Annotated in this window: 23 protein-coding genes and 4 pseudogenes; 12 read left to right on the forward strand and 15 right to left on the reverse strand. The window is 70.0% G+C overall.

The annotated features are described in order from the left end of the window. Nucleotides 1-408: 408 nt before the first annotated feature. From ACIQRL_RS33240 to ACIQRL_RS33255, 4 genes are all read right to left on the reverse strand, one after another. Nucleotides 409-1,185 (reverse strand): ABC transporter permease, encoded by a 777-nt coding sequence (locus ACIQRL_RS33240; protein WP_401338554.1) that lies wholly within the window; start codon nt 1,183-1,185, stop codon nt 409-411. After that, complete coding sequence (locus tag ACIQRL_RS33245; RefSeq protein WP_401338555.1) at nt 1,182-2,168, reverse strand: ATP-binding cassette domain-containing protein; 987 nt, start codon at nt 2,166-2,168, stop codon at nt 1,182-1,184. The genes ACIQRL_RS33240 and ACIQRL_RS33245 overlap by 4 nt, the downstream gene beginning before the upstream one ends. 14 nt (nt 2,169-2,182) lie before the next feature. After that, nucleotides 2,183-2,851, reverse strand: coding sequence for a hypothetical protein (locus tag ACIQRL_RS33250; protein ID WP_401338558.1), 669 nt, complete (start codon nt 2,849-2,851; stop codon nt 2,183-2,185). A 1,083-nt stretch (nt 2,852-3,934) separates the two neighbouring features. Further along, the gene (locus tag ACIQRL_RS33255; RefSeq protein WP_401338560.1) at nt 3,935-4,813 is read right to left on the reverse strand and encodes a GNAT family N-acetyltransferase; all 879 of its coding nucleotides are present in this window, start codon (nt 4,811-4,813) and stop codon (nt 3,935-3,937) included. 548 nt (nt 4,814-5,361) lie between these two features. Between ACIQRL_RS33255 and ACIQRL_RS33260 the strand changes: the two genes are divergently transcribed. The 3 genes from ACIQRL_RS33260 (at nt 5,362) to ACIQRL_RS33270 (ending at nt 7,162) form a co-directional block, all read left to right on the forward strand. Further along, complete coding sequence (locus tag ACIQRL_RS33260; RefSeq protein WP_401338562.1) at nt 5,362-5,544, forward strand: hypothetical protein; 183 nt, start codon at nt 5,362-5,364, stop codon at nt 5,542-5,544. Nucleotides 5,545-6,164: 620 nt separating this feature from the next. Then, nucleotides 6,165-6,485 carry a hypothetical protein gene (locus ACIQRL_RS33265; RefSeq protein ID WP_401338564.1) on the forward strand — a complete coding sequence of 107 codons (321 nt, stop codon included), beginning with the start codon at nt 6,165-6,167 and terminating at the stop codon, nt 6,483-6,485. Next, the gene (locus tag ACIQRL_RS33270; protein WP_401338566.1) at nt 6,482-7,162 is read left to right on the forward strand and encodes a nucleotidyl transferase AbiEii/AbiGii toxin family protein; all 681 of its coding nucleotides are present in this window, start codon (nt 6,482-6,484) and stop codon (nt 7,160-7,162) included. The genes ACIQRL_RS33265 and ACIQRL_RS33270 overlap by 4 nt, the downstream gene beginning before the upstream one ends. 960 nt (nt 7,163-8,122) lie before the next feature. Here the strand turns inward: ACIQRL_RS33270 and ACIQRL_RS33275 are convergent. Continuing rightward, a pseudogene (locus tag ACIQRL_RS33275) lies at nt 8,123-8,614 on the reverse strand (hypothetical protein); the annotation flags it as partial. 106 nt (nt 8,615-8,720) lie between these two features. After that, nucleotides 8,721-8,876, reverse strand: coding sequence for a hypothetical protein (locus ACIQRL_RS33280; RefSeq protein WP_401338568.1), 156 nt, complete (start codon nt 8,874-8,876; stop codon nt 8,721-8,723). Nucleotides 8,877-8,929: 53 nt separating this feature from the next. On the opposite strand from ACIQRL_RS33280, the pseudogene ACIQRL_RS33285 reads away from it, so the two are divergent. From ACIQRL_RS33285 to ACIQRL_RS33300, 4 genes and pseudogenes are all read left to right on the forward strand, one after another. Then, nucleotides 8,930-9,146 (forward strand): annotated as a pseudogene (locus ACIQRL_RS33285) (transposase family protein); the annotation flags it as partial. 339 nt (nt 9,147-9,485) lie between these two features. Next, complete coding sequence (locus ACIQRL_RS33290; RefSeq protein WP_401338570.1) at nt 9,486-10,457, forward strand: hypothetical protein; 972 nt, start codon at nt 9,486-9,488, stop codon at nt 10,455-10,457. Between the two features lie 21 nt (nt 10,458-10,478). Beyond that, nucleotides 10,479-11,018 (forward strand): GtrA family protein, encoded by a 540-nt coding sequence (locus tag ACIQRL_RS33295; RefSeq protein ID WP_401338573.1) that lies wholly within the window; start codon nt 10,479-10,481, stop codon nt 11,016-11,018. After that, the gene (locus tag ACIQRL_RS33300; RefSeq protein WP_401338576.1) at nt 11,015-11,383 is read left to right on the forward strand and encodes a hypothetical protein; all 369 of its coding nucleotides are present in this window, start codon (nt 11,015-11,017) and stop codon (nt 11,381-11,383) included. Before ACIQRL_RS33295 ends, ACIQRL_RS33300 begins: the two co-directional genes overlap by 4 nt. Before the next feature lie 207 nt (nt 11,384-11,590). Here ACIQRL_RS33300 and ACIQRL_RS33305 read toward each other — a convergent pair whose 3' ends face one another. From ACIQRL_RS33305 to ACIQRL_RS33325, 5 genes and pseudogenes are all read right to left on the reverse strand, one after another. Further along, complete coding sequence (locus tag ACIQRL_RS33305; RefSeq protein ID WP_401338578.1) at nt 11,591-12,253, reverse strand: response regulator transcription factor; 663 nt, start codon at nt 12,251-12,253, stop codon at nt 11,591-11,593. A 639-nt stretch (nt 12,254-12,892) separates the two neighbouring features. Further along, nucleotides 12,893-14,164, reverse strand: coding sequence for a hypothetical protein (locus ACIQRL_RS33310; protein ID WP_401338580.1), 1,272 nt, complete (start codon nt 14,162-14,164; stop codon nt 12,893-12,895). A 38-nt stretch (nt 14,165-14,202) separates the two neighbouring features. Beyond that, nucleotides 14,203-15,471 carry a sensor histidine kinase gene (locus ACIQRL_RS33315; protein WP_401338583.1) on the reverse strand — a complete coding sequence of 423 codons (1,269 nt, stop codon included), beginning with the start codon at nt 15,469-15,471 and terminating at the stop codon, nt 14,203-14,205. After that, nucleotides 15,462-16,115 (reverse strand): response regulator transcription factor, encoded by a 654-nt coding sequence (locus ACIQRL_RS33320; RefSeq protein WP_401338585.1) that lies wholly within the window; start codon nt 16,113-16,115, stop codon nt 15,462-15,464. The genes ACIQRL_RS33315 and ACIQRL_RS33320 overlap by 10 nt, the downstream gene beginning before the upstream one ends. 207 nt (nt 16,116-16,322) lie before the next feature. Then, nucleotides 16,323-17,229, reverse strand: a pseudogene (locus ACIQRL_RS33325) (ISAzo13 family transposase); the annotation flags it as partial. 596 nt (nt 17,230-17,825) lie between these two features. Between ACIQRL_RS33325 and ACIQRL_RS33330 the strand changes: the two are divergent. The 3 genes from ACIQRL_RS33330 to ACIQRL_RS33340 all read left to right on the forward strand — a co-directional run bounded on the left by ACIQRL_RS33330 (nt 17,826) and on the right by ACIQRL_RS33340 (nt 20,255). Beyond that, the gene (locus ACIQRL_RS33330) at nt 17,826-19,016 is read left to right on the forward strand and encodes a sensor histidine kinase (RefSeq protein ID WP_401338586.1); all 1,191 of its coding nucleotides are present in this window, start codon (nt 17,826-17,828) and stop codon (nt 19,014-19,016) included. Between the two features lie 19 nt (nt 19,017-19,035). After that, nucleotides 19,036-19,731, forward strand: a complete 696-nt coding sequence (locus ACIQRL_RS33335; protein WP_401338588.1) for a response regulator — start codon at nt 19,036-19,038, stop codon at nt 19,729-19,731. A 146-nt stretch (nt 19,732-19,877) separates the two neighbouring features. Continuing rightward, complete coding sequence (locus ACIQRL_RS33340) at nt 19,878-20,255, forward strand: zf-HC2 domain-containing protein (protein WP_401338590.1); 378 nt, start codon at nt 19,878-19,880, stop codon at nt 20,253-20,255. A 210-nt stretch (nt 20,256-20,465) separates the two neighbouring features. Here the strand turns inward: ACIQRL_RS33340 and ACIQRL_RS33345 are convergent. Both ACIQRL_RS33345 and ACIQRL_RS33350 read right to left on the reverse strand, forming a co-directional pair. Next, nucleotides 20,466-20,672 (reverse strand): annotated as a pseudogene (locus ACIQRL_RS33345) (SpoIIE family protein phosphatase); the annotation flags it as partial. 741 nt (nt 20,673-21,413) lie between these two features. Continuing rightward, a complete protein-coding gene (locus ACIQRL_RS33350; RefSeq protein WP_401338593.1) occupies nt 21,414-22,124 on the reverse strand; it encodes a DUF4232 domain-containing protein in 711 nt (236 codons plus the stop codon). Between the two features lie 482 nt (nt 22,125-22,606). On the opposite strand from ACIQRL_RS33350, the gene ACIQRL_RS33355 reads away from it, so the two are divergent. Continuing rightward, nucleotides 22,607-23,404: a hypothetical protein gene (locus ACIQRL_RS33355; RefSeq protein ID WP_401338594.1), complete on the forward strand. Its 798-nt coding sequence runs from the start codon at nt 22,607-22,609 to the stop codon at nt 23,402-23,404. Here ACIQRL_RS33355 and ACIQRL_RS33360 read toward each other — a convergent pair. Further along, the gene (locus tag ACIQRL_RS33360; RefSeq protein ID WP_401338597.1) at nt 23,371-23,733 is read right to left on the reverse strand and encodes a hypothetical protein; all 363 of its coding nucleotides are present in this window, start codon (nt 23,731-23,733) and stop codon (nt 23,371-23,373) included. The two genes, ACIQRL_RS33355 and ACIQRL_RS33360, sit on opposite strands and share 34 nt — an antisense overlap. Nucleotides 23,734-24,591: 858 nt before the next feature. Between ACIQRL_RS33360 and ACIQRL_RS33365 the strand changes: the two genes are divergently transcribed. Further along, on the forward strand, nt 24,592-24,864 hold the full coding sequence (locus tag ACIQRL_RS33365) for a transposase (protein WP_401338598.1): 273 nt from the start codon (nt 24,592-24,594) through the stop codon (nt 24,862-24,864). Between the two features lie 666 nt (nt 24,865-25,530). Here the strand turns inward: ACIQRL_RS33365 and ACIQRL_RS33370 are convergent. Then, a complete protein-coding gene (locus ACIQRL_RS33370; protein ID WP_356786868.1) occupies nt 25,531-26,100 on the reverse strand; it encodes a DinB family protein in 570 nt (189 codons plus the stop codon). Between the last annotated feature and the right edge of the window lie 631 nt (nt 26,101-26,731).

The raw sequence follows: 26,731 nt of genomic DNA on the forward strand, positions 1-26,731 counted from the left end.
TCGGACACGGACACGGACACGGACACGGACACGGACACGGACACGGACACGGACACGGACACGGACACGGACACGGACACGGACACGGACACGGACACGGACGCGGATAGCGAAATACCGGGGTGCCGGGGGGCCGGCGTGCCGGGGTGCCGGGGGCCGGCGTGCCGGGGTGCCGGGGTGCCGGGGGCTTCGGCTCCGGGCTCCGCGAGCGTTGCCGCCGGGTCTCGACGTACGCCGCCGGGTGCAGCCGTCTGGCCGGCGGGCGGCAGACGGCGGGCAGTGGGCGGCGGGCAGTGGGCGGCGGGCGGCGGGCGGCGGAAAGCCGGCGGGGCGGCGTACTCCGACGGGGTGTCGGGGTGCGCCGCCCTGGGTGGGGCAGGTGCGGACGGGGCCGCGTTGTCATGGCGGTTATGCGGGGTCGCGGTCGAACTGGGCCTTCGACCAGCGGTAGCCGACCAGGCTCAGGCCCAGGCACCAGGCCGGCGCGATCCACCCGTTGTTGCCGATCTCGGTGCCCAGGAGGAGGCCGCGCAGGGTTTCGATGGCGGGGGTGAAGGGCTGGTACCGGGCGATCGGCTGGAACCAGCCGGGCATGGAGTGCAGGGGGACGAAGGCGCTGGAGATGAGGGGCAACAGGATCAGCGGCATGGCGTTGTTGCTGGCCGCCTCGGCGTTGGGGCTGCCCATGCCCATGCCGACCGCGATCCAGGTGAACGCCAGGGCGAAGAGCACGAGCAGTCCGAGGGCCGCCAGCCATTCCACCACCGTGGCGTCCGTGGAGCGGAAGCCCATGGCGACGCCGACGGCGCCGACGAGGACGACGCTGATGACCGCCTGCAGCACGCTGCCGACGACGTGTCCGAACAGGACCGATCCGCGGTGGATGGCCAGGGTGCGGAAGCGGGCGATGATGCCCTCGTTCATGTCGGTGGCGACCGAGACGGCGGTGCCGACGACGGTGGAGCCGATGGTCATCAGCAGGATGCCGGGGACGATGTAGGCGATGTAGGCGGAGCGGCCCGCGCCGCCGCTCATGGTGTCGCCGAAGATGTAGACGAAAAGCAGCAGGAGCATGACAGGGGTGAGCAGCAGGTTCAGGGTGAGCGAGGGGTAGCGGCGGGCGTGCAGGAGGTTGCGGCGCAGCATCGTGGACGAGTCGCGTACGGCGAGGGAGAAGGAGCTCATCGCAGGGCCTCCTTGGGCTGGTTCGGCCCGCCGGGCTGGCTGGGCCGGCTGGGTACGGTGTTGCCGGTCAGGGCGAAGAAGACGTCGTCGAGGTCGGGGGTGTGCACGGTGAGTTCGTCGGCCTCGATGCCGGCGGTGTCCAGCCGGTCGAGGACGGTGCGCAGTTCGCGCTGGCTGCCGTCGCTGGGCAGCTGCAGGGCCAGGGCCTCGTCGTCGCCCGATGCCTCGTTCAGTGAGGCGGCGGCGGACCGGTAGGCGGCCGGGTCGGTGAAACGCAGGCGGATGTGTCCGCCGGGGATGAGCCGCTTGAGTTCCTCGGCGGTGCCCTCGGCGGCGATCGTGCCGTTGTCGAGGACGGCGATGCGGTCGGCGAGTTCGTCGGCCTCCTCCAGGTACTGGGTGGTGAGGAAGACCGTGGTGCCGCCGGTGACGAGTTCGCGGATGATCTGCCACATGGTGTGGCGGGAGCGGGGGTCCAGGCCGGTGGTCGGCTCGTCGAGGAAGATGATCCGCGGGCTGCCGACCAGGGTCATGGCGATGTCCAGGCGGCGCTTCATGCCGCCGGAGCAGGCGGAGGCGGGCTTCCTGGCGGCCTCGGTGAGGTCGAAGCGCTCCAGGAGTTCGGCGGTGACGCGCCGTCCCTCGGGCTTGGTGAGGTGGTGCAGGTCGGCCATGAGGAGCATGTTCTCCTCGCCGGTGATCAGGCCGTCGACGGCGGAGAACTGGCCGGTGACGCCGATCACGGCTCTGGCGGCCTGCGCGTCGGTGGCCAGGTCGTGGCCGCCGACGTGGATCCGGCCGGAGCCGGGGTCCGGGGAGACGAGGGTGGAGAGGATCTTGACGGCGGTGGTCTTGCCGGCGCCGTTCGGGCCGAGCAGGGAGAAGACCGTTCCTTCGGGGACGGTCAGGTCGATGCCGTCGAGGACGGTCTTGCCGCCGTAGGACTTGCGCAACCCGTGCGCCGCGATGGCCGAACCGGTCATGGGGAGTGCTCCTTCTAGAGGCTGCGGGCGGTGATGTCGCCCTGGGCGGTGGTCGCGTGGACGGTCAGGCCGGGGGCGGGGTCGGTGTTCTTGAGCGTGTTGCTGATCCGGCCGTGGGTGGTGCCGGCGTCCAGGACGGCACCGACTCCGCGGGCGGCGCCGACGGTGATGTCGCCCATCAGGGTGCTCAGCGTGAGCGTGCCGCGCACGGCCTCGGTGATGCGGATGTCGCCCTTTTGGGTGCTGATCTCGGCGGGGCCGTTCAGGCGGCCGACGGTGATGTCGGCGTCGAGGCCGGTGAGGCGGGCGCTGTCGGCCTCGTCGAGCTCGACCGAGCCGTGGCCGCCGTCGAAGGCGACGTCGCCGAGGCGTCCCACGCCGCGCAGTTCGGCGGCGGCGGCCTTCGCCTCGACGCGCGAGCCGGCGGGCAGCTGGACCCTCACCTCGACCGATCCCGAGGGGCCAAGGACGCGGTTCCTGGCCTCGGGGGCCTCGATGCGCAGGACGCCGTCGCCGTAGGCGACCCGGATCTGTTCGGCCGCCTTCACGTCGCGGCTCCTGGAGGGGTCGGCGGGCAGGACCTCGACGGTGGTGCCGGTGAGGTCGGCGGCGACGAACCGGATACGCCCGGCGGGGATGTCCACAACGGCCGAGACGGGGGCGGGGGTGTCGAACGTCTGCATCGTGCTCTCCTTCTCCGGCATGGCGCGCCCTGCCGGCCCGCCGTTTCCGATGACAGAAACGCTACGTTGCATTCACCTATCCGGCAACAGAGTTGTTGCGTCAAATCGCCATCACCGCAGGCAGTTGCCCACAATTTGTTGCAATGGTCCCGCACTTAACGCAACACCCCCGCATGGAGTTCGTTGCAATGAATTGGGAGTGAACGCTCCAGCGGGCGGATGGAGAGGCCGCAGACCCCCCGGCGCGGACCGCTCCCGCCGGGCAACCGACCCGCCCGGCAGCAACGCCGGCGGACCGCACCGCGACCGGCCGCAGCCCCCTGCACCGGGACCGCCGAACACCCGGACCACCCCGCCCCCGGCCCTCACCCACCAGGCCGCACACACCAGCGGCCCCACCCCGCCGGCCCGCACCCGGGTGGCCGGCGGGCGATGTGCCTTGCCGGTGCGCCTGGCGTGCCTGGTGTGTCAGGTGTCCCCGGGGCGGCCCGCGGCGTATCCGCCTGTCCGGAAGGGCAGTTCCTTCTGGTCCTTGCTCAGCGAGCGTCGTATGACGCCGGCCAACCGCACCCGTGCCTGGGGCGGGCGCCCGACCGGCCCGGGCGAACTCCTCCACGCTCAACGGATCACGCGAGGGGTCGCGTGCCAGGTCGCGCGCCTGGTCGCGCGCCACCTGGTCCGGGAACGTGTTGACGGCCTTGCCGAAGCCGTCGATCTCCGCCGCGACGGCCGCGGGGGCGACCAGGCCGGCACGCGTCAGGGCCGCGCTCCGCTCGCTCCGCTCACAGTCCCGCCCCCGCCGGTCGGCACGGGCGCGGCTGACGGTCATCATCGTGAACCTGGCGCAGTGGCCGATCAGTTCCTCGCAGGCGACCAGCCGCCTGCCCCGCAGCCGCTGACGGTCCTGGGCCGGGTGCGTGACCATACCCCCGGCCAGGGCCCCGATCGCGGCGGACAGCGCCCCGGCGGCCGTTGTCACCACCAGCGCACGACGTGCTCGTGGTCCTCCGGCAAAGCCCAGCCGGACGGCGCGGGGAGACGGCGCGGGGAGACGGCGCGGCAAAGCCCCTTCAGGAACAGGCGCTAGCCGGCTTCTGGCGTGCCGAAGGAGAACGTGTATCCGGTGAAGTCGGCGAGGTGGACGTATCCGATGCGCCGGTAGAGGGCGTTGCTGGTGGGGTTGGCCGGGTCCGTGAACAGGACGACGTCGGTCGCGCCCGCGGCCAGCGCCGCCCGGCTCACCTCGACCGTCACGGCGCCCGCATAGCCGCGGCCCCGGAGGTGTGCCGGGGTGTAGACGGGGTCCACCCGGACCATGCCGCCGACCATCGAGGTCGCGGCCGCCATGGAGACAGGAGCGCCGTCCGGGCCCTCCCAGAACGTGAAGTGCCTGTCGCCGAAGCGCGAGTCGGCCCAGGAGCCGGCGTCGATCAGGTCGATGGAAGACTGCTCCCCGACAGCGGCGCAGAACTCACGGCACCAGCGCACGACATGCTCGTGGTCCTCATCGCCCGTGACGCGACCTCGGCCCTGCGGGCACGGCTGCACCGGGGTGAGCGTGCCCAGACGGTAGAGATGCGTCCGCCAGAAAGGGACCGGCGCTGCGCCCGTGTGCCGTTGCCATGCATCCGCGAAGGCGGTGGCGGTGTCGTGGTCCGCGAGGACCCCGGAAGGAAGATGGCCGAGGCCGGCCAGGTGAGCCGCGAGGATGCCACTCTGCTCGGCACAGAGAGGGGTGACCCACAGGTGTCCGCGCGGCCTGCGATAGAAGACGGCGCGGACCTCGCCCCCTGCCTCCAGCCGCCCGAAGAGGGCGGCACCGCGCCCGCCCGCCCCGCGTGCCCGCAGTTTCTCGATGTCCGTCAACGGCGTGGTGTGCAGGGCGGGCCGTGAGCGCAGGAAGTCTCCCGCCCGGGCGAGGAAGTCGTCGACGTCTTCGGTGAGTTGCCAGCCAGGGAGCATGGTTCATGATCCCGGATGCACCCGGCTCGCAGAAGCAGCCTGCCCGGAGGCGCACCGTCGCCACGGGCTGGCACAACGCCTTTCAGCCACGGGACACAGCTGCTCCCGATCACACCCGAGCCGCCCTCGTCCACCGGCCGGTACGGGGACCCCTGCGGCCGCCGGCCGGCCCCAGGGGTCCTCTCCCGGTACCGGCCTGCGCCCGGTGCTGCCGTACAGCGCGCCGGTGCCGTACGGCCAGGGGAAGTTGCGGCACTGAACCCCGCCCGAGGCCGGACGCCGCCTTCGCCGGTCTCCCACCGCAAGGACGCAGACAATCCCTCCGCGTTGCATCCGGGCCGGCCGGTCAGGCCACGAAGGGCTCTCTTGACCGGCGGCGTCCGGACGGGGGGACCTGGCGGGGTGGCGCGGCAGAGGCGGGCCATGGCCGTTGGCTCTGGGCCGGCGCTCCGAGACTGTGGGAAGCCACGCTCGCCGCCATCTACCAAGCCAGCTGCGACGGCCTTCCCAGGCACCTCCTCCCGACGCTGGAGAGCTGCCTCCAGGGCGTGCCTCTCCGACCATTCATGTCGCCCGCCGACGCGCCGACGAACTCTCTCGTCGCCCCCGGCCTCAGCGTCGGACCCAGCTGGGACGCGGGGAATGCCGACGTCTGGATCGGTGCCCAACACCGCAGCGCACTGCAGCGGCTCAACCGGCTCGGCATCCCCTGGCAGGACTTCGACGGGTGACGGCTCCGCCCGCGAACGCCCCCGCTGCTGGGCACGCAGCAGCCCACCCGACGGTGCGCCTTCACATGTACACCGACAGGCGGCACCGGCCTTCATAGCACCCGGCACAGCTCGCCGGGGAGAAGCCTGCCGGGGCACTTCACCTTCCTCGGACACACGTGGATCGGGGAACACGACGTTGCGTTTTGTGCGCGACCCGGCCGCCGGTGACCGTGAAGACCCGGAGCGCGCGCAGCCGATGCCCGAATCTGTGGGACGGGCCGCAAGGCCGGCCGTGGTCACTTCGGCCGGGCCCTGCGGCCGATGGACTTCAAGGTCCCGGTCGCTTCGGAAGACTAAGGGCTGTCCCGTAATCCCCGGTGGATCGGCGCGCGGCGTCAGATGCGGTGCATCGCAAGGCGGAGGGTCGTCCTCATACTGGGCGTATTCGGGCGATCCGACAACGCGGCGTGGGGGTCCCCCCTGCTCGAAGAGCTTGGGGGAGTGCCGTAGCTGTCGTCGTGCGCCCGCCGGGGATTACGGGACAGCCCTTAGGCTGTCTTTTGTGTGGACTTTCGTTCAGATCGGTTGCGAGGAGCAGGAGGCTGAGGACCGTGGGTGAAGGGCTGCCAGGCGCTGCGATGCCATCGCGCTGGGCTCCGGCAGAGCATCAACTGCCCCGTGCCCTTGCGGAACTCACCGGCCCCGTCCGGGGGACCGTCGCGCTCCCGCTGCATCTGGCCTGGTCCGGGCTGCGCGTTTTCGATCTTGGTGACGAGAAGCTTCTGCTGGGGATGTACCGGATCGTCCTGCTGAACGGTATGCACGAGGACTACGTCCGCTATCTCAATGCCGCGCAGCTGGTGGCCCGCTGGCCGGTCCTGCGCAAGATGCTGGGCCGCGGTGTGCGCACCGCGTGGGAGGACCGCTTCGCGCAGTTGCAGACGGCAGCCGCCGCGTGACCCTGCACGGCCTGCCCGACCACCACCGCCGCCTGCTCTTTGACGCCCTCAGCGCCGGACACCCCTACGGTCTCGCATTGATGGGCGGTTATGCGGTCCAGGCGCACGGCATTGTCCACCGGCCCAGCCAGGACCTCGACTTCGCCACAGAGCACCCGGCGTCCATGAGGGAGATCGTCGACCAGCTCGCCGAGTCCCTCAGCAGCCGGGGCTGGCGTATCACCGTCATCGACGTGGCCCCGCTCAAGGCGCGTTTCCTCGCCACCGACCCGGCCACTGAGGCCGCCTGCGAGGTGGATCTCCTCAAGGAGGTGCTCTGGCGCCCTCCGGTCGTGATGGATATCGGGCCTGTGCTCGACCTGGACGATCTCATCGGCACGAAGGTACGTGCTCTCGGCGACCGCGGTCTCGCACGCGACGCCATCGATGTCCACGCCGCCCGCCACCTCTACACCGTCCCCCAGCTGGAAAACCTCGCTGCCAGACGCCCGGAGGAGTTCGACCTGCACGAACTCCACGACCGCCTGGAAAGCCTGGAATGGATCAGCGACGCCGAGTTCGAGGCATACGCAATGGACAGCGACCGCATCACCGAACTGCGGCGCTGGGCCCAGGAATGGCTGGAAGACCTTGCACAGCGGCTCGCCGAGCCCTACCAGGAACCCTTCGACCAGTGACAATCCACAGGACGGAGCCCAGGCAGGCCACGCACGGTGCAACGACGGTGCCGAGCCGTCTCCGGTGCAGCGCCGCATCGGTCCTGCAAGGTGACGCGGCTCGGGGCGGGGTGCCGTCGTAGGTCCACCAGCGGGCTCAGCGTCGCGCTCGCCTGCTCCTCGCGCAGGCCCAACGCGACCCCCGCGCTCTCGAAACCGCGCTCGGCACCCTCATCACCCTCGCCTCCAGCGGACCAGCCGCGCCCCGGGGCAAGAACACAGCGCACACCGAAGCCACCACCCTGCACGATCCGAACACCTCCCTCCCGTACCGGCCGCGCCCGGTACGGGAGGCAGACGCGGCGACATGAATTCACAGCAGCCGGCGCACAGTTCCCTGCATCCCGGCCAGATCCGGCCGGATCCGGCCGGATCCGGCGGAAGCCTACGGCCGGCCTTGCACCGCCCGACGGGCCGCACGGCGGGCCGCACGGCGGGCCGCAGCGCGCGCACCGGGTGCACCGGGTGCAGGGGGACGCTTTCCCGCTCCCGCCGCCCGCGGCCGGGCAGCCGGGTGACGGACGGGCCGCCGGAGCCGGTGCCGGTGCCGGCTGACGTGATCACCCTCGGCGCCTTCTGTCCCGCCCGGCGGCCCGGGCGGGACAGAAGGCGTCAGCCGGCGCGGCAGAGCGCCGCCCGGCCGGCCGGCACCGGGGCGCAGGCTGCGGTCGCGGTACGGGCCGGAGCCGCGGTACGGGCTGCGGTCGCGGTACGGGCTGCGGTCGGAGCCGCGGTACGGGCTGCGGTCGGAGCCGCGGTACGGGCCACGGCCGCGGTACGGGCTGCGTCCGCGGTGCGGGCTGCGGTCGCGGTACGGGCTGCGTCCGCGGTACGGGCTGCGGTCGGAGCCGCGGTACGGGCTGCGTCCGCGGTGCGGGCTGCGGTCGCGGTGCGGGCTGCGGTCGCGGCGCGGCGGGCTGTGGCCGCAGCCGCGGTACGGGCTGCGGCCGTGGGTGTGGGTACGGGACGGGTGGTGCGGGCGGTGGCCGTGTTCTGCGCGTGGTGGTGCGCGAAGACGACGAGGCGCAGCGCCGCGAACCGGGCGACACCGGCGAGCGCGGAGGCGGACAGGTAGACGGCCTGCTCGAGCACCGCGCCGGGGGCCGCCACCAGCTCCTGCAGGACGAGCATCGCCACGCAGGTCACCGCGTACGCGGCCGCCGCGGACCCGGCCGACTGCGCGTGCTGGCGCCAGGTCGCGCGCCCGCCCGCGCCGAAGGTGAAGCAGGCATGCAGTTCGGTGGCCAGGAGCGTGGAAGCCACGGTGATCAGGGCGTTGGCCAGGCCCCAGGGAATCCAGGAGGCGAGAGCCGCCACAGCGAAACTGGAGGCGAGCCCCACTCCCCCGCCGCAGAACACGAAGCGGGCGAAGGCCGTGAAAGCGCCGGGCGCCGTCCACCGCCGGCTCTGCACACTCCTTTCCGGTGAACTGGTGGTCGACAGAGCTGTTGGCGTCGGCGTGGCCGCCGGGGTCGTCAGAGGCACCGTTCTCCGGCGCCCCTCCGGACCTCTCCTGCTCCTACCCCTCTCCGTTCGTCCCGTGGTCAGGGGCCTTCTGGTCGCCCTGCTGGACGTTGTCGGTGTCCGGGCCGGTGTTGTCCTCGTGGTCGCAGGTCCCTATGTCACAGAAGAACCGGCGTATTCGCAGGTGGAGCACGGCGTGCTGGTTCGCCACGGACCTTCGCTCCCCCGGACCGACAGCTGGCCGATCACCGCCGTCAGGTCGGCGCCCGCCGACGGAGGCTGCCCGCGCACTGCCAGGCCCTGCTCGTGCCGGCACACCTGCGCTGCGGCGACACCTACACCCGGCTCGCCGCTTCCTTCGGTATCGGCGCGGCCACGGCCTTCCGCTATCCGCGAGGCCGTGGACCTGCCGGCCGCGCTGGCTCCCGCCCTCCGGCAGGCCGTCGAGCGCGCGACGACCAAGGCATTCGTCATCCTGGACGCTGTGGGCCTCGCCCGAGTCGTGAGTCCACGCGCATGCACTCCCGGACGGGCAGCCCCCGGGGATGTGGTCGTAGCTGTCAGGGGGGTGGACCCTCGGCGGCCACCGGGGAAACGACACCTTGTCGCGGCATAAGGCCCGACAGTCTGCTGCGAAACCCGCCAAGACGTGGGGTAATGGTCGATGTCTGGGCAACCGGGACTTCGGACTCGCCATACCCCAGCCCTGAATGGCCGGGTCCTCCGCCAGAGCCGCGGCCGCTCTGCCAGGCGCACAGGGCTTTGGTTCTCGCGCCGGGGCGGACCCGGCGCACCTTCCGGGCAAGGAGGGGACTGATTGATGCGTGACTTCGGGCAGCCGGCATCACCGGTCGGTCGCCGGACGGTACTGCTGGCGGTGGGTGGACTGGCATTCGGCGCCGCAGGCTGTTCCAGTGACCGCCCTCGTGTCACCGCAGCAGAAACCCCCGGAAACCCGTCGGGACTCCCGCGCGCCACGCCGTGGCATCCCAGCCCTGATGATGTCGATCCGCAGGTCAAGCTGCGCGCCGTACAGCTCGTCGTGGCTCTCGGCAGTTGGCGCACCGGGGAGCAGGGCGCGGCTGCGGCCCGGCGCCGGGTATCCGCCCTCGGGCTGGATCCGGGCCTCGTGGGACAGGCCGGGCGGTTGCTGACCTCCGCCGACGAGGCCGCGCTGCGGGTGGTGGACGCCCAGTACGGCGGCATCCTGGCGGACGCGGCCAGCGTGCTGGTGGTCTGCCGGCAGTGGACCCGCCAGGCAGGCACAGTCACTGCGGGCGGAACCACCGTGGACGTACGGCTGAGCCGCGCGCGACCACGGTGGGCGGTCACCGCCCTGCATCCGGCCCGCCCAGGTCCGGCGGTATCGTCCCTGCCCTCCACCGCACGCAAGGTGCTGGACGACTCGCGTATCGGTCTGCCGCCGGCCGCACGGGCCGACGTGCGCGGCGGGCACGTCCACACCACCGTCCTGGAGGCGCTGCTGCGGTTGGCGGACACGTACCGGATGAACCTGAGCGTGATCCGCTCGGGCCATCCGCTGGACGTCTTCGGCACGTCCCGCCCCAGCGACCACCCGCGCGGCCGGGCGTTCGACGTCTGGCAGATCAATGGCCGCTCCGTGGTCGACTCGGCCACCCCCCGCCGTCTGATCGAGTCGTTCATGCGGGATGCGGCGGCGGTCGGCTCCTACAACGTGGGCGGACCGGTACTGCTGAGCGGTGCCACCGCAGGCCAGTTCTTCAGCGACCCGACTCACCACGATCATGTACACGTCGGCTTCCGCTCCTGATCGGCCGCCGGGCAACTGATCGTGAGGTTCACTGGGGTCGGCGGTGTCGGCGTGGTGGTGAACTTCGCGGTGTTCAACCTGTGCCGCTCGCTCACGCCACTGCCTGTGGTGCGGTGCAGCGTCATCGGCACCAGCGTGGCCGTTCTCCGTCAACTACCTGGGCTTCGCTACTTCGCCTACCGCGACCGGGACAAGCGACGGCCGGCAAGCGAGTTCACGCTGTTCGTCGTGTGCAGCATCATCGGCCTGGCCATCGAGAACGGCGTGCTGTACGCGACGACCTACTGGTTCGGCTGGGACACCGCTCTCCAGACCAACCTGTTCAAGGCTGTCGGACATGGATGTGCGCGGCTCTCGTGCAGTAGGGGGCGGTCGCCGAACGGCTGCCGCGTCGGCGATTGGCGGCCGCGCAGTTCGCAGCGTCCGCCGCCCGGGACGGGGATCATCGTCGGCGGGCTCATCGCGGTGGCGTCGATGCTCGTGCTGCGGCGATGGTCGGCCTCTCTCGCCCGGTGGCTCGCCGCGAGGCGGGTCGGCGCATTCCTGGTGATGCCCTCATGAGCCGCCGGGAAACCGCCGACCTGGTCGGCAGCACCGGCCTGGGCGCCATGACCGCATTCGGCCTTTTGGCAGGGACCGTCATCGAGAACGCGGGCGAACCGCTCTGGCTGGACGACAGCTTCCTCTCCAGCTCTATGGGGCATCGACCAGCCGTGGCACTGGCGCTGGCCCACGGGCTCACCGCCACCGGAACCGGCGCCTTCCCGTACATGCTCGCGGTGCTGGCCGGTTTCCTGGCGGCACGGACCGCTCGGAGCCGGCTGGTCACCATCGCGTTGAGCCTTGCCGTCCTGAGCGCGGGGCAGGCCGCGCGGTACGGAGTGATGGAGCTCGTCCATCGGCCCCGCCCACCGCACGAAAACTGAGCGACGCACGCGAGCGGCTGGGCGTTCCCGTCGGGGCACAGCACCTCTGCGGCCTTGGCGGCCGGTCTGTGGATCGCCGCGCTGGTCTTGCGTCCCCAGCGCGGGGCGATGCCGCTGCGACTCGGTGTCGCCTGCTGAGGCGTGCTGGTCGGGCTGAGCGAGAGCCGGCCCGCAGGGTGTGCGGGGTGAGACGGCGGACTACGCGTTTCATGACAGGCGGTGTCCGATCCCGCGCGCCGTGCCGATGGTCAGCACGCTGCCCGCCTCGCGCAGCTTGCGCCGCAGCCGGGTCAGGTACTGATCCAGTGTGTTGTCGCTGACCTGGGCGCCCTCGGGCCAGCCTGACCTGATCAGATCGAGGCGGCGCACGATGCCCCCGCCCGCGGTCACAAGCGTGGCCAGGAGGCGGAACTCCGTGGAAGAGAGGGCGATGGCGGTGCCGTGCACGGTGGCACTGTGTCCGACCAGGTCCAGGACCAGGTCCCCGGTCGCGGTTGCCGGGCCGGGTGCGGCTCGTTTGACGAACGAGCGCAGTCGAGCAGCGAGTTCGGCGAGGTGGAAAGGTTTGGGCAGGTAGTCATCGCCGCCTGCCGAGAATCCCGACAGCCGGTCGGCGAGGTGCTGGCGGGCGGTCAGGAAGATGACCGGGGCGAGAAAGCCGTTGGCGCGCATCGCCTGACACACATCCCGGCCGTCCGCGTCGGGCAGCCCAATATCCAGGACGGCTGCCGCAATGTCACCGGTGGCCAACCGCAGCGCGGTGGCGCCGTCGGCGGCGAGGACGGGCTCGAAGCCCTCCTCGTACAGTCCTCGGCCCAACACGTCCCGCAAGCCGTGGTCGTCCTCAACGACCAGGATCTTCTGTCGCATGGTCCTCAGTCGGTGCTCCGGTCGGGCGGATCGTGTCCGGGACGAGCGATGCGGGCAGCCACCGGGACATCACCCACAGACACTGCCCCAGCCAGCCGACGGCGAACAGCCAGCCGCCGATGACATCGGTGAGCCAGTGAACTCACAGGTAGACGCGAGTCGGTGGCGCTGACCACTGCCGCACTGCTGATAACGGTCCTGACCGTGGCGTTCACCACGAGGGTAGACCGTTGGCCCGCCCTCCCGTCCGAACCAGCCATCGGCCAAGTGCCGCTCCAACACGGCAAGCATTTCGCCGAGTGTCGTCGCACTGTTGCCGGTTTTGTACGCGGCCCGGGAGGCCTCTATCGCACCGAGCACCGGCGCGCACTGTGCCGGCCCCGCCCCCGATCGCCGGTCCACCGTCGCCGTCGCCGTCGCCGTCGATCAGTCTGGGGTAACCGCGGGGCGGTCGGAGCCATCAACGCCGGCTTCGACCGCCCAAACGGAGTGTGCGGATATGCCCGGGTTGCCGCAGGCGACCCGCCACCTGCGCTGTCCATGGCTCGGGTGTGTGCCGGGGCGGCGTGGTTCTCGGTGTAGTCCGGCACACTCAACCCGTCGGGCGGATGGGTCAGCCGGGCGGCGCTGGGTGGCCTGTCAGCCCATGTCCGTCAGGAGGGCGTTCAGTTCCTTCTCCTGCTGCGCGGGCGGCATAGGCGGGTTCGAGTGATCGATGCCGAAGGTCCCCAGCACCTTGTCCATCTGAGCGTCGATGGAGGTCCATCCGGTCTGGTCGAGCGGCTGCAGCGAGGCCTGGCCGGCATCCCACAGGTCACGGAGCGACTGTGCGGCCGTGTGCGCACCCTTCGCGTTCCCGGAGCGGGCGTCCCTGAGTGAGGTGGAGGCGAGGGTCTTCAGGGCGGTGACCTTGGCGGGCGGGAATTTCTTCACCGCCTCGCCGGGGGCCATCTGGACGGCGGAGGTGTTGTCGGCCTCCGGCGCCGGGCCGGTGTGCGGCTGGCTGTGGGCCCAGATCAGCAGGCCCGTGGTGGCGACGGTGAGCAGTCCGAAGCCGGCCAGGCCGACGCGCTCCTTTCGCGGGTCGCCGGTGGCGTGGGTGGCGTGGGCGGCCTCGTAGGTCTCGGTCACGTCCGAGCGCGTCACTGTCAGGTAGACCACGGTCGCCAGGATCAGGCCGAGGAAGATCAGGCTGGTGGTGAAGGTGCCCAGCGCGAGGCCGGTCGGCTCGCCCGGCTGAGCGACCTTCGGGGAGGCGAGCCAGTCGCCGATGTTGGCGCCCAGCGGGCGGGTCAGGATGTAGGCGAGCCAGAAGGACAGCACCGGGTTCGCGCCGAACTTCCACAGCAGCGTGATCGCGGCGATGAGGCCGAGCGGCAGCAGCACCGAGGCGCCCGGGCTCCAGCCGGTGAGCTCGAGGGTCCAGTCGCCGGTCGCGGTGCCGAGCGCGAAGGTGACGAGAACGGCGAGCCAGTAGAACGACTCGCGCGGAAATGTCGTGACCGAGTGGATCGACAGCGTGCGCTCGCGCAGCCACCACACGCCGAAGACCACCGTGAGCAGCACCGAGAAGACCGCGGAGCTGATCCACAGCGGCACGTTGAGCTGGTCGGTGAGGATGTCGGTGTACAGGGTGCCCGTGACGCTGACAACGACCACGGTCAGCCAGTAGGGGAACGGAACGTACCGCTTCAGCCGCAGCTGGACGGCCAGGACCACCACGAACACCCCGGTGAAGATCCAGGCCGTGTTCACCAGGCCGACGCCCAGCTTCATGTTGATCCAGTCGGCGAAGCTCTCACCCACAGTGGTGCACAGGATCTTGATCACCCAGAACCAGAGGGTGACCTCAGGGACCTTGTTGAGCATGAGGCGCCCGCTGCGCGTGCGCCCTTCCGTTGTCGTTGTCATGCAGGGAGGTTTACGCGGGGAACCTGCAAGCAACCTGACTACGTGATCGCACGCACGGCCGGGAGCGTCACCTCGACGTGACCGCGGCCGTCCGCGATCGCGCGGACCTCCACACCGGCCGAGGCGGCGATGCGCCGGGCCACAGGCAACCCCAGCCCATATCCATCGCCGCCGGTCACACCCGCTTCGAAGACCCGGTCGACCTCGTCGGGACTGAACCCTGGGCCGTCGTCCAGGACATCGACCACGATGGCGTCGCCCTGGTTGCGCGCGGTGATCCACACCCGGGACTTCGCATGCCGCAGGCCGTTGTCCAGCAGGGGGGACAGCAGCGACACGGCGACGTCAGAAGCCACGGCCGCCTCGGCCTTCGCCGGGAAGACGACCTCGACCGTGCGACTGCCGATCGCCTGCCGCGCGGCGGAACGCAGATCGCATCGGGTCCCGTCGTCCGTCCGTGCGCGTGCGGCCCGGAGAATCGTCGTGATCGCCGCATCGAGGCGGTCGACCTCGCTCAGCACGACCTCCGGCACCACCGGCTCGCCGGACAGCTGCGCCAGCTGCGCCTCGCCCCGCAGGACCGTGAGCGGTGTCCGCAGTTCGTGGGCGATCTCGTCGGTGAGCCGGCGCTCGTCCGCCAACGCGTTGTCGACGCGCTCCAGAAGGCGATCCAGGGTCTGTCCCAGTTCCCCGAACTCGTCGCGGGGGACGCCGAGGTTGAAGCGGCGCCCGGGTTCGTGATGACCCCAGTCGTCGGCGAGGGCCGCCATCTCATGCACGACCCGAAGCGCGCGGTGCACCACGAGATGCGCGACACCGCCGGCGAGGAGGATCGTGAGGCCGCCCAGGATCAACGACAAGGTCAGGCTTCGCTGCTCGGACGTCTCGTAGGGCGTGAGGTCCACCCGGACGATCACCATGACGTGGTGGCCGTCGACCGGGACCTGCCGCGCGTACAGGAGGGAGTCGTCTACGGTCGCAGTCTGCGAACGCCCCGAGTCCGCCAGCTCCTCGACACGCCCGACCACGCTCGCCGGTACGTTCCCGTCGATCAGACGGCCGTCGGCATACACCCAGGCCACCTCGTCCAGCGCCTCGCTACTGTTCTCCGTGAGCACGACACGGCCGCCCTTGGCGCTGACGTTCGCCGCGACCGCCTCGGCGCGCGTACGGGCCAGATCGTGCGCGTCGGCGTCCGTCACTCTGCTCAGCAGCACGTGCGAGACCACGACCAGGATGGCGACCACGGCGGTGGCGATCAGCACCGTGAGCGCGACGACGCTTCTACGGAATCCCGTCACTGCCATCGGTAGCCCACGCCGCGGACGGTCGCCAGACGCTCGGCCACACCCAGCGGACCGAGCTTGGCCCGCAGCCGGCGCACATAGGAGTCGAGGGTGTTGTCGCTGACCTGCGCTCCGTGCGGCCAGCCGGCGGCGACGAGGGCGTGGCGACGTACCGCGTCGCCCTGCGAGGCGATCAGGCGGCCCAGTAGTCGGAACTCGGTCGGGGTCAGGCTCATGCTCACCGCATCGTAGGTCACCACGTGCTTCGCCGGATCGAGGACGACCTCGTGGGGTGCGGGCGCCATGGTGGCCCGGCGCAGCAGCGCCCGGATGCGGACCAGCAGTTCCGGGATGTCGAAGGGTTTGGTCATGTAGTCGTCGGCGCCGGCCTCGAAGCCGCCCACTTTGTGATGCAGGCCGTCCAAGGCGGTGAGCATCAACACCGGCACGTCGACGCCGCGAGCCCTCAGGGCCAGGCAGACATCGCGGCCGTCGGCGTCCGGCAGCCCGAGATCCAGGACGACCAGCTGGGCCGCCGGTGTGAGCTGCCGCAGCAGGCTGTCGGCCGTGGCGGCGACGGAAACGGTGTGGCCGTCGTGCTCCAGGGCACGCCTGAGGATGCCGCGGACCGCCGCGTCGTCTTCGCACACCATGATGAAGGCCACGTGCCGACCCTAGATTCTCCCGTCCCCCTTCTCCATCTGCCCAGCTCAGCCACCCGACGCTCGGGGACGACCGGCCGAGCCGCAGCGGGTGCTCGCAGGAAATCCGCAATGGGTGGCATGGACCGTGTGCAGGAGTACATCGACGCCATTCCGCCAGGTCACCGCCCGTTCTTCGACCGGGTGAGCGGGCTGATCCTCAAGGAATTCCCGGGGGAGCTTGAACCGCTGGTAGAGGATGGTGGCCAGGAGCCGGTCGACGAAGGTGAGGCCGGGGCGCCGGCCGGTGCAGAGGCCGGCGGCACGGGTCTTCTGCCGGTCGCCGCCGCGTCGCTGATGGAGGTCTGCTTGCCGCTGAGCCGCGCGGGCCGCTGCCAGCTCGGTGACCAGCGAGTCCCACTGCTCGTGCGGGATGCCGGTGAGGGCGGGATGGGTCAGCGAGTCACGGCCGGGGCCGGCTTCGTTCTGGGGCGGGATCGGAAGGACGCCGTCCCGGCGGCGTTCCTGGGGGCGGAGGGTGTAGTTCCAATCGCCCTACCAGTCGTGGCGGCTCAGTGGCAGGGCGTTCAGCTGCCCGTCACTGGTACGGATGGCGGTCTCGTAAAGGGCGGTGTCGAGTTCGGCGCGGACTGTCAGTCCCGTGCGGGTGGTGGTCGCTGCGATGCTGTTCACGATGACTTCATGGCTGGTCAGCGGCCTGCCCCGGCCGCCAGTTCATCGTGATGTGGGAGAACAGTCGGTTGCCCGATTCGGTTCCACTTAGATGTGCCCGGAGGAAAGTGGCACACGGTGATCTCCAGACCGGTCTCGACAGTCAGCGCGGCCAGCTCGAACTTCCAGGCCCGGGTGCGGTAGCCGTTGGAACCGCCCGCGTCCGCGGTGATCAGCAGACGGTGTGAGCGCGGGTAGGTGTCGCGCCCAACCGCGTGCCACCAGCGGCGGACGGAGGCGACGGCGAAGACTGCTTGACCCAGCCCGAGTCCGAGGTCAGGTCGTAGATCCCGTACGGGACCGCCTTGCCCAGATCGGCATCGGGAAAGTCGTGGGTGTGATCCCGGACCGGATCGCCTTCGCGATGCCACTCGTGGCCGGCGTTCTTGTAGTTGCCGACCAGCTCCCTCTAATGCAGTGCGTACGCGCTTCCGCACCCCCTTGTTGAGGCGGGTCTGGAACGCGTGGAGCGGATGCCTCAGCTCCTTCTGACCTGTGAGGTCTCAAAGAAGACAGGCACCGTTCTCCACGGTGAGTTTCGTGGTGGTCTGGTGGGCGTCGGGATGACTCCGAACCCTCTTCGGCACGGCGATGCCTATTGAAAGACTGGCAGCGCCCGGCGTCCTCCGGCCACGATGAAATGGCAGGCCCCAGCGGACGTTGATGCTCGTGGTGCGAGCCCGCCGCATGGTGACCTCCTGTTCGTCTCCGCGAGCCCGTGAGCTCTGGGCGAGACCGAGGCCCGTGCGATGCGCTGGTGCCTCCATGGCCCAGCGACCGTGCTTCTGCTCCTATGGCCAGCCGCCGCTCGTCGAGATGCGGGAACAGCGTCGCGAACTTCGTGGCCAGGGCCGCCTCGATCCCCTCCGGGCTCTCCATACCATGGCAACGAGTCTCGGAACTGGAAGCGACGGCTTGTTTCCCGGCAAGCGCGTCCCGCCCCCGCGCCCCCTGCCTTGGCGAGACGATGCCCGATCCGGCCGTCGACCCTAGGGTGGTGACATGGCGGTGATCAACGGCTGGGGACGGGGAGCGCGAGCCCGGACCCGCGCGGTGGACGCGTTGGGCTCGGCCGTGCTGTTCGTGCTGTCCGTCGTGGCTGCCTCGGTCCAGCCGCACCAGCACCAGTTCCTGTTGCGGTGGCCCGCCGTGGCGCTGGCAGCCGTCGGCTGCTCCGCGTTGGTGTGGCGGCATCGCCACCCGTTCGGCGTACTGGCCGTCACCCTTGGCTGCGGGGTGGCCTTCCAGCTGCTCGGGATTCGAGACAGCCCATTGGTGACCGGCCCGGTTCTGGTGTCCGTCTACAACGTGGCCGCACGGACCGACCGGCGTACCGCCTGGGCCGTGGCAGCTGTCTCGGCTGCCGTCTTGGTGAGCGCCGGTGCGATGTGCACGCCGAAGTCGTGGCTGGACGCGGACAAGGTCGCGATGTTGGCCTGGATGGCTCTGCCGGCCGCCGTCGGGGACGGGGTGCGCTCACGCCGGGCCTATGTGGCGGCCGTGGAGGAACGGGCCGAGCACGCGGAGCTCACCCGTGAGCAGGAAGCACAGCAGCGTGTGGCGGCCGAACGCGTCCGGATCGCACGCGAGCTGCACGACATCGTCGCGCACCACATCGCCTTGATCAACGCTCAGGCAGGCGTCGCCGTCCATCTGGTGGACCAGCGACCGGAACAAATCCTCACAGCTCTGAAGGACATCCGGGACACCAGCCGCTCCGCGCTGGACGAACTACGGGTGACCGTAGGCCTGCTCCGGCAGTCCGACGATCCGATCGCGCCGCGCGACCCGATGCCGGGCCTCGCGCAAGTACCGGCCCTACTGGCGTCGTTCGAACGTGCCGGGCTGGCCGTGAGTCACGCCCGGCGCGGCACGGCCAAACCACTGGAGCCGGCGGTCGACCTGGCCGCGTACCGCATCGTGCAGGAATCCCTGACCAATGTGCGCAAGCACGCCGGAGCCGACCATGCCTGGCTGTTCCTTCACTACCAGGGTGAACGGCTGACGATCACCGTAGAGGACGACGGGTCCGCCGGACCGCACCATCCTCACCCGGGGGCCGGCCACGGGCTCATCGGGATGCGCGAGCGGGCGGCCACCATCGGGGGCAGGCTGTACGCGGGACCGCGCCCTGAGGGTGGTTTCACCGTGACCGCCGAACTGCCACTGCGCGCCGGCTGCCCCAGCCTGTAGCGGGATCGGAGAAAAGGGCATGACGATTCGCGTACTCCTTGCCGATGACCAGGCCCTGCTGCGAGGCACCTTCCGCATGCTGTTCGACGCCACGGATGACATGGAGACCGTCGCCGAGGCGAGCAACGGACGCGAGGCAGTCGAGCTCGCCGGCTCCCAGCGCCCCGACGTGGTCCTGATGGACATCCGCATGCCGGAGATGGACGGCATCGAAGCGACACAGCTCATCAGCGAGAGCGAGGACCTCGCAGGCGTGAAGGTGCTCATCCTGACCACCTTCGAGGACGACGAACACGTCGCCGAGGCGCTGCGTGCGGGTGCCAGCGGCTTTCTCGGCAAGGGCGCGCGACCCGAGGAACTTCTCGATGCCGTCCGTACGGTCGCAGACGGCGAGGCGCTGTTGTCCCCGTCGGCGACGCGAGCGTTGATCACTCGATTTCTGTCCCAGCCGGATCCATGCCCAGTGGCCGTACATGAGCGGCTGGAGGGCTTGACGCCGCGGGAACGCGACGTCACCAGCCTCGTGGCACTGGGCCTGACCAACGACGAGATCGCCAAGCGCCTGTTCGTCAGCCCGCTGACCTCCAAGACCCATATCAACCGGGCCATGACGAAGCTGGCAGTGCGTGACCGTGCCCAGCTCGTGGTCATCGCCTACCAGTGCGGGCTGGTCAGCCCGGCGTCCGGACGAAGCCATCCACAGGTGTCCGCGTAGTCGTCGGTACGGTGTTCCGTGGTCCGTCCCAGCAGTAGGCCGACGGGACATATACCGCGACCGTGGTAGCCAGGAATCGCTGCACGGAGACGACGCGCTGACGGCGGTTCCTGGGCGAAGGTGAAGCCATGAACGGAGGTTTCGCCATGACCGAAGCGCACTGCCTGACCAAGAACTCCGGCGAGAAGACTGCTGCCGAGGAATGCCGCACGATCCGTGAACTGCTGGCCGCACACGAACTCAAGACCCTCGCACCTGGTGAGGCGAGCTCGGTCAGAGCTCACCTGGCAACCTGCGACATGTGTCGGCACAAGCACGGCTCCCTGGTAACCGTGCCCGCACACCTGTCCCTGCTGCGCGACGCCCTGGCCTGCGGCAAAGGCCGACACACGCGGGTGTGCGCGGCCACCCCGGACGAATGCCGCCACGCGTCGCCCCGTCGACGCAGGCCAGGACGTTCACCCGTGACCAGGCAGATCACACTGTCCCAATGGGTCAGCAAGACCACGCCGTGCATCAGGTGAGAAGACCTCGCCGCCTGGCCACTGGCGGACCAAGGCAGGCCGTGGCCCTCAGCCGAGCGCGTCCACGTCCCGCACCGCTCGACAGGTGGGTGTGGCCCGGCACGAACTCCGTGAAGCCGTCGGCGACCGCGATGATCGCCTTCCGGCCGATTCCCGCTTCAGGGCGGGGTCGACGCCCAGCACGGGTGCGTGCCCCTCTTCCAGCAGGAGGGTGTGGCCGTCCGGCAGGGTCAGGAGGGGCGGCAGGTGTCCGGTGTTGGTCCAGTGCAGCTGCCACGGGCCGACAGCGGGCGCTTCGATGCGGCCGATAACCGCCGTGACGAGTTCAATGGTCGTCAGGCCCTGCATCACCTTGTCCAGGCGGCGCATCACACCCGCCGGGTCGTCACCGCTGTCGTAGGCCAGCGCGCGCAGCATGTCGCGCAGCTGCCCCTGTCGAAGAACGCTCGCAGCGCCTCCCGCGCGACTCCCTCCGCGGCTCCCCGCGCGATGGCGCCCTTCAGCCCCGGACCCCGTCACGGCCGTTGCCGGCCGTCGGGGTGGTCGACGGCTCGCCGACCGGTGTCACGTCATTGCGGTCGCTGGCCGGAGGCTGGGCAGGGCAACGGCCCATAAGTTGCTTGATCTTGTTGAGCAGGGACACGTGTCTTCCCTCGATGCCCGAGTCGGTGCGAGAAGGCGCGCTGCTCATAGCCTCCCGGCGGGCACGCGTGATCCCTTCCCGCACCCAGGGCACCGGAAGAGCTTTTAACCGAGGAGGAGCAGGGCGTTGGTAGGGCCTCAACCGTCGACCACGCCCTCTCAGGACAGACGGTCGACGACCAGTGAGCACCCCGAAGAACGCGGCGATCACAGCGACGGTGATCACCCGGTACCGTCCCCGACCGCCAGCACCGAGGCGCGGTGACCGGCAGGCTGTGATGTCGTTGAATACGGCATCGCGTGGTGGACACGCGAGCGAGCCCGGTCCTGTGATCGGGCTACCCGACCACAGGACCTGTGACTGAGCGTTGCAATGGGCCGGTTGAGCGTGTGGGTCCGCAGGGCGGCCTCCGGTGATCTCGCCGAGTCACTGGTTCGCTGGCCGCCCGGGAGCCTTGCGAGTTGCCGGCCGTGGACGTGCGGGAAGGCGGTGACGCGTCACCGGCCAGCGGACCGTCAGAAGTCGTACGGCTTCTTGGCGTTCCAGTTCAGCACGTCGGCCTCGTTCCACGTGAACTTCTGGTTCTGACCCTTGCTGACGACGGAGTAGAAGGGGCCGGGGCGACCGTCCTCGCCGCGCAGCGCGAAGGCGAGTGACTGCGCCGTGTGGTTCTTGGAGCCGTAGTCGAAGAGGTTCACCGCGCTGTATACCTTGCCTCCGGGCTGGAGCGTGATGTGCTTGTCGCCGCCCGGGGCGTCCTTCTCGGAGTGCGGCAGCGCGACGTTGTTGGTGTTCCAGTTGAGTACCACGGCCGGGTAGGAGGTGACCCAGCAGGGCTTGGTGCCCTCGTTCACCGCGGTGAGCAGCAGGTGGTCGCCCTGCTGGCCGGCGAACCGGTGCACCGCGGTGACCAGCATCTCGTCTCCGCGGCACTGCTGGACGCCGGCCGTTGTGCTCGTGCTCGCGATCTCCTGCGCCCCGCCCGCGGCGGTCGCCGAGGGCGCCCCTACCTTGGTGTCACCACTGCTGTTGGCCTGCGCCGCGCTGCCCTTGGCGTCCCCGTCGGATGCGGACCGGCTCTGGGCGGTCCCCGCGCTGTGGTCGAGGCCCGCCGCCTTCGAGCCGCCATCGGCGCCGCCACAGGCGGTCAGGCCCAGCGCCAGCGCGGCAGTGACGGTGGCCAGAGCGGCGCTACGGGCGGTACGACGGGCACGGTACGTGGTCATGATGAAAGCTCCCCCATGAGTCTGTCAGGACACGGCACCTTCCCTTGCTTTCGCAGGGCGGCCGGCCGCATCGGCTGTTTCGCTACACCCCAAGAGATGACGCCGGGACAAGCATTGTTCACCCGGTTCTGTCCGCATTCGGTAACAAGACAACTGGGCCCAGACACACCGGTGTTCACGCCGTGCCCGTCAGTGGTGCAGCGCCTTCGACTGCTGCGGCACAGAGCAGGGTCACCAGGCGCCCCCGCCCATCCGCGAAACGGTTCACCAGCGGTCCACCGCGCACGTGACCCCCGCGACACCCAGCCCCAACACCCTCAGCACCACCCCGGTCGGCGCCGGTGATGTCACGCCCAAGCCCGGCCACGAGTACCGGACCATCCAGCCACACCTCCCCCGGCGTCCCCCGGGCTGAACGCGGCCTGGCCGGCCCGGACGCCAGGAACGGGTCCCCGGCGGCCTTCCCCATGACCACCTTCCCCATGACCATCAGCTGGCGGGGAGTCGGTGAGGAAGCCGCGCCGCCCACGGGCGAGAGCGAGCGGCCGACCACGGAGTGGTTCGGCACCACGTTCCACTCCACCCGGATGCAGCACCTGGACGTCCCCCAGTCCGGCAACGGCATCCTGATCACCTCCTCCCTCGCCGAGATCGACGGCGTTCCGGCCTCGTGGCCGCTCCGTATACGCAACAACGACAGCGGCCAGGGGCTCGACGCGGTGGGCGCGGCCCTGGCTGCCGGGCGCGGCCACGTCTTCGGCGTGACCGAGGGGCCTGGATGCAGGACCGTCCTGGCGTTCATGCCCGACCAGCCCGAGGAAGGCGTCGGCACGCTGGCCCGGGTCCGTACCAGCGAAGGCCCGGACGGCGACGTCGTCTTCGAGCGGAGCGCGGAACGACCGATGGGGCTGTGGGCCGAAGCCGGGGAGAACCTGCTGCCGATCGTGCCGCTGCTCGGTCCGAACGCGCTGCCGGCGGACGAACTCGAGGACTGCCTGGTTGTGCCCCGGCTGCTACCGGCCCGTCTACAAGAGCTCGACCTCGCACACCCTGATCGGGGCCGGTCCGATGCCGGCGATCGGGCTGTGCCTACTGTGCGCCGAAGGCACCACGCTTCGCTCGCTGCGTCAGATCGACGTCCCTCTGGACCCGCGTCAGCGTGCCGTCCTCGAGACGGCGGCCGCTGCCACGGCGTTGGCGGGTCACCCTGCCGTCGCACTGGAAAGGCCGTGAGCGTGAAGGCGGGTCAGGACGCCAGATCGAGTACGGCCCACACCTGACGGCCCTCGCCGGTCATCTCCGTTCCGCAGCTGGCTGCGCCGAGTTCACGCAGGCGGGTCAGGACATCGTCGTCCCACTGCTGCGACGGACCGGGCTGGTGGCTGAAGGCCAGAACGAGTGCCTGATTGTTCTGCTCGGCGAGGTGGAGGCTGATGTGCCGGCCACCGTCCGCCACGACCGTGGTCACCAGGTGGCGTACCAGGCCCTCCAGCGCGTCCGGCGCCTTCAAGCCCCATTTGCCGAGCCGTCCGGTCACTTCGGTGAAGGCCTTTCCCGGCGCCCAGGGCTGCGCCTCCAGGGACCAGGAGGCGCCCTGACGGTTCTTCATCACCGGTCGGCCCGCACGGCCGGAGCACTGAGGCATGGGGAACCCGGCCGGTGCCAGCCACGTCTGAGGCGGTGGCGGCGACGGCGGCTTCTTCGGAGGTGGAGGCGTCTTCGGAGGGTAGTCGGGGCGCGGCTTGATGGCCTCAGGCCCGGTATCCGGCTCCACGGCGGCCCCCTTGCGTTCCCGGCTATGCGGTCACCCATCGTAGAAGCCCCATCAGCTCTCTGGCACGGTTCCTCGCATATCCGCTGCAGGTCCTCGGCCGTTCCCGCTGCCGCACCGATGGTCAGCGGCGCCACAAAGGAGTCTGGTCCGTCACCACGGGGGGAGTGACGGACCAGACGTGGAGCCCACGATGGCACAAGTCGCCTTCGGGCGGCGCGCGTTCACTCTCAGCGGTAGGGGCTCCAGCGGCCGAAGTGGGCCAGCAGTTTCCGCGCCGCGCGGCCGTCCAGCGCCGATGCCGGTCTGCGCCCGGAACCACTCGCCAGTGCCTGGTTCTGATCCCTGGCTTGTTTGATGTGCGAGAGGATTGGCGCGTGGCGAACGAACCGTTGACGCTTCGCGAGGAACGCCGCCCGTACCTCGCCTGTCCTGCCTGTGGAATCGTCGGCGAGCCGGACTCCGTCGACTGCGGCCTCACTCCTGACCAGGAGCACGTCGACTGGACCGTGCCCGTGACCGTGAGCTGCGGATCCTGCCGTGCGAAGTCCCGCGGCGATCCAGATCCTCCGGAAGATTGAGGAACCTGCACATACGGCTCCGGAGGAAGACCATGTCCGCCACTACGACCGCCTTCACGCATGTGTGGAGCTGAGATCCCGGTCGCCTGCCCACACCTCGACGCCACCGCACGCCATGTCCGCGACTTCGCGGACATCATGCACGACCTGCGCGGCAAACGACCTGCCCGCATGGATGGACCGCGTCCTCACAGACGACCTGCCCGCCTTGCACTCCCTGGTCAACGGCAAGAAACGGGACCTGAACGCCGTCACCGCCGGCCTGTCTACGCCCTGGAGCTCTGGTCAGGTCGAGGGACCGGTGACCAGAGCCAAGCTCCTCAAGCGCTTGGGCTACGGCCGCGCCAACCTTGATCTGCTCCGCAGACGCATCCTCCTCAGGACGTGATCGCGGGCTGATGGAGGGGTCGGACACGGTGAGCGAATCGATCTTGCTGGTCTGCGACGGCCTGCCGCACACAGTAGTCCTGACTGGCTCTGGCCTCCGGACCATCGAGATCGTGAAACAACACCGGCCCGCGTTTCAATTCCCGCAAAATGGCGTTCAGGTCGACTCCTGGTCCGGCTGCGGGTAGCCGACCTCAGAGATGTCCTGAGCCAGGCCGGTCAAGCTGACTTCAGGGTTCAATCCGCGTCTTCACCGTCGCGGCGGTTCTTCCACGCTTCCCACGCCGCCTCGAGACCTAGATGATCAATTCAAGAGGGTGCCTGAGGAGGGTGTGGCGGTGGGCGGTCAGGCGTCGTCGACTTCGGGGTTCGTGAACCGCACGGGCTTGCCCAGCGACCGGGCGTAGGTGATTTCGGCTCGGGTGCTGTCTCCGATGTAGTCGCCGACCAAAGCGCCTGAGTTCGCGATTTCTGAGGCGCTGGTACCACGAACTTGGCCCCTGCCGCCCGGGCTTCTCGGCCGTGGGCGGCTCGGTTCCGGCGGATTCGAGGTCGAATTCTTGGCGTCGGTCATGGGGCCGGAGCGAGACGGTCAGTGAAGCTCGCAGCCGCGGAGCATCACGGAGTCCACGAAGGTTCCGAAGCTCGATCGCCGGTTACCGAAAGGTCACATTCGGCGCGGCATAGCTCCGTCCTGCCAGCGATAGAGGTCGCGCAGCAGGGAAATTTCGGCGCCGTGATGGATCAGTTCCCTGTTGACGTGCAGGACCCTGTTCTCCATGGGAAACCGCTCGGGACCCACCGTGGGCGGATTGTCCAGGTCAGCGTCCGAGAGTTCGCGGACCCCCGCGTTCCATCGCCCATACATCTCATCGAGTTGTTTCAGGGCCTCGTCAGCGGTCCCCGCGTAGGCGAACGCCTCGGAGTCGAAGTCCCGGCCGCCGAAGTACCACTCGACCCGATAGGCCAGGCACGAGACGATGATGTGCCCAAGGCGCCAGGCGATCGTGGTCACCGGCGCCGGTTCCGGCACCAGGTCGGGGGACGCGTAGTCCAGCGTCCATTCCCCCGAACCGTCCGACATCGGTGCGGCCGACGTGCCACGTGGGCGGATGCTCCAGCAGCCCCCCACCGGCTCCCAGAAGTACTCCTCGTCGGTGAGACCTTCCAGCCGTGGCCGCAGGTTCTTGCGCCAGTACCAGTCCAACTGCTCCGCGAGCCGCTCGCTTCTTGTCATCGCCGCACACTACATACAACGGAGACCTGGCTGCGCCCCTCGCAGACGCCGTCACCGGCCGTCTACGGGGTGTCCTCCTGGTCTTGGTCGGATATGGGGTCGGGGTGGAATGGCCTGGTGTAGCGCAGTCCGGTGTCGGGGTGATGTTGAATACCGCGCACAGGTGTTGCGGGTCGGCGCCGGTGACGGCGGCCTCCTCGAGGATTCGGTCCTCGCGAAGTCGTCGTGCGGTGACGGGGAGATCCTTGAGCAGGGGCCGCATCCAGCCGATGGTGACCGGCGTGCGAGAGTGCGCGGTCTGCGAGCTGAGGAACAGGTGGGGGTTGCGGGTGTGTGGCCAGCGTGCGTTCCGGAGGCAGATGTAATCGGAGGCGGCCTGGCGAGTGAAGGCGTCGAGGGGATGGTCGATGTCGCCGAACGAGAGTCGGCCGCCGGTGAAGTCGATGGCAGCCAAGGGCAGTGCTCGGGCCTGGTGTGGGTAGAGCGCATGAATGCCGATGAGGGCGATCAGCAGCTTGAGGGCGGGGTCCGTGGCGGCGGCCGCGGCAAGAGTTTGGATCGCCTCGGCGCTCAGTGGCGTGGGCACCGAGGTGGGCTTCGGCCCCAAGCGCAGGCCGCGTGCGGGATGGAC

The organism is Streptomyces sp. NPDC091209, assembly GCF_044757755.1.
GTDB lineage: Bacteria > Actinomycetota > Actinomycetes > Streptomycetales > Streptomycetaceae > Streptomyces.

Excerpts from the sequence above, each read along its gene's own strand:
- ACIQRL_RS33240 (WP_401338554.1), bottom strand. The coding sequence starts at position 1,185 with ATGAGCTCCTTCTCCCTCGCCGTACGCGACTCGTCCACGATGCTGCGC.
- ACIQRL_RS33245 (WP_401338555.1), bottom strand. The coding sequence starts at position 2,168 with ATGACCGGTTCGGCCATCGCGGCGCACGGGTTGCGCAAGTCCTACGGC.
- ACIQRL_RS33250 (WP_401338558.1), bottom strand. The coding sequence starts at position 2,851 with ATGCAGACGTTCGACACCCCCGCCCCCGTCTCGGCCGTTGTGGACATC.
- ACIQRL_RS33255 (WP_401338560.1), bottom strand. The coding sequence starts at position 4,813 with ATGCTCCCTGGCTGGCAACTCACCGAAGACGTCGACGACTTCCTCGCC.
- ACIQRL_RS33265 (WP_401338564.1), top strand. The coding sequence starts at position 6,165 with ATGCCATCGCGCTGGGCTCCGGCAGAGCATCAACTGCCCCGTGCCCTT.
- ACIQRL_RS33290 (WP_401338570.1), top strand. The coding sequence starts at position 9,486 with ATGCGTGACTTCGGGCAGCCGGCATCACCGGTCGGTCGCCGGACGGTA.
- ACIQRL_RS33300 (WP_401338576.1), top strand. The coding sequence starts at position 11,015 with ATGAGCCGCCGGGAAACCGCCGACCTGGTCGGCAGCACCGGCCTGGGC.
- ACIQRL_RS33305 (WP_401338578.1), bottom strand. The coding sequence starts at position 12,253 with ATGCGACAGAAGATCCTGGTCGTTGAGGACGACCACGGCTTGCGGGAC.
- ACIQRL_RS33310 (WP_401338580.1), bottom strand. The coding sequence starts at position 14,164 with ATGACAACGACAACGGAAGGGCGCACGCGCAGCGGGCGCCTCATGCTC.
- ACIQRL_RS33315 (WP_401338583.1), bottom strand. The coding sequence starts at position 15,471 with ATGGCAGTGACGGGATTCCGTAGAAGCGTCGTCGCGCTCACGGTGCTG.
- ACIQRL_RS33330 (WP_401338586.1), top strand. The coding sequence starts at position 17,826 with ATGGCGGTGATCAACGGCTGGGGACGGGGAGCGCGAGCCCGGACCCGC.
- ACIQRL_RS33335 (WP_401338588.1), top strand. The coding sequence starts at position 19,036 with ATGACGATTCGCGTACTCCTTGCCGATGACCAGGCCCTGCTGCGAGGC.
- ACIQRL_RS33340 (WP_401338590.1), top strand. The coding sequence starts at position 19,878 with ATGACCGAAGCGCACTGCCTGACCAAGAACTCCGGCGAGAAGACTGCT.
- ACIQRL_RS33350 (WP_401338593.1), bottom strand. The coding sequence starts at position 22,124 with ATGACCACGTACCGTGCCCGTCGTACCGCCCGTAGCGCCGCTCTGGCC.
- ACIQRL_RS33355 (WP_401338594.1), top strand. The coding sequence starts at position 22,607 with ATGACCATCAGCTGGCGGGGAGTCGGTGAGGAAGCCGCGCCGCCCACG.
- ACIQRL_RS33360 (WP_401338597.1), bottom strand. The coding sequence starts at position 23,733 with ATGAAGAACCGTCAGGGCGCCTCCTGGTCCCTGGAGGCGCAGCCCTGG.
- ACIQRL_RS33365 (WP_401338598.1), top strand. The coding sequence starts at position 24,592 with ATGTCCGCGACTTCGCGGACATCATGCACGACCTGCGCGGCAAACGAC.
- ACIQRL_RS33370 (WP_356786868.1), bottom strand. The coding sequence starts at position 26,100 with ATGACAAGAAGCGAGCGGCTCGCGGAGCAGTTGGACTGGTACTGGCGC.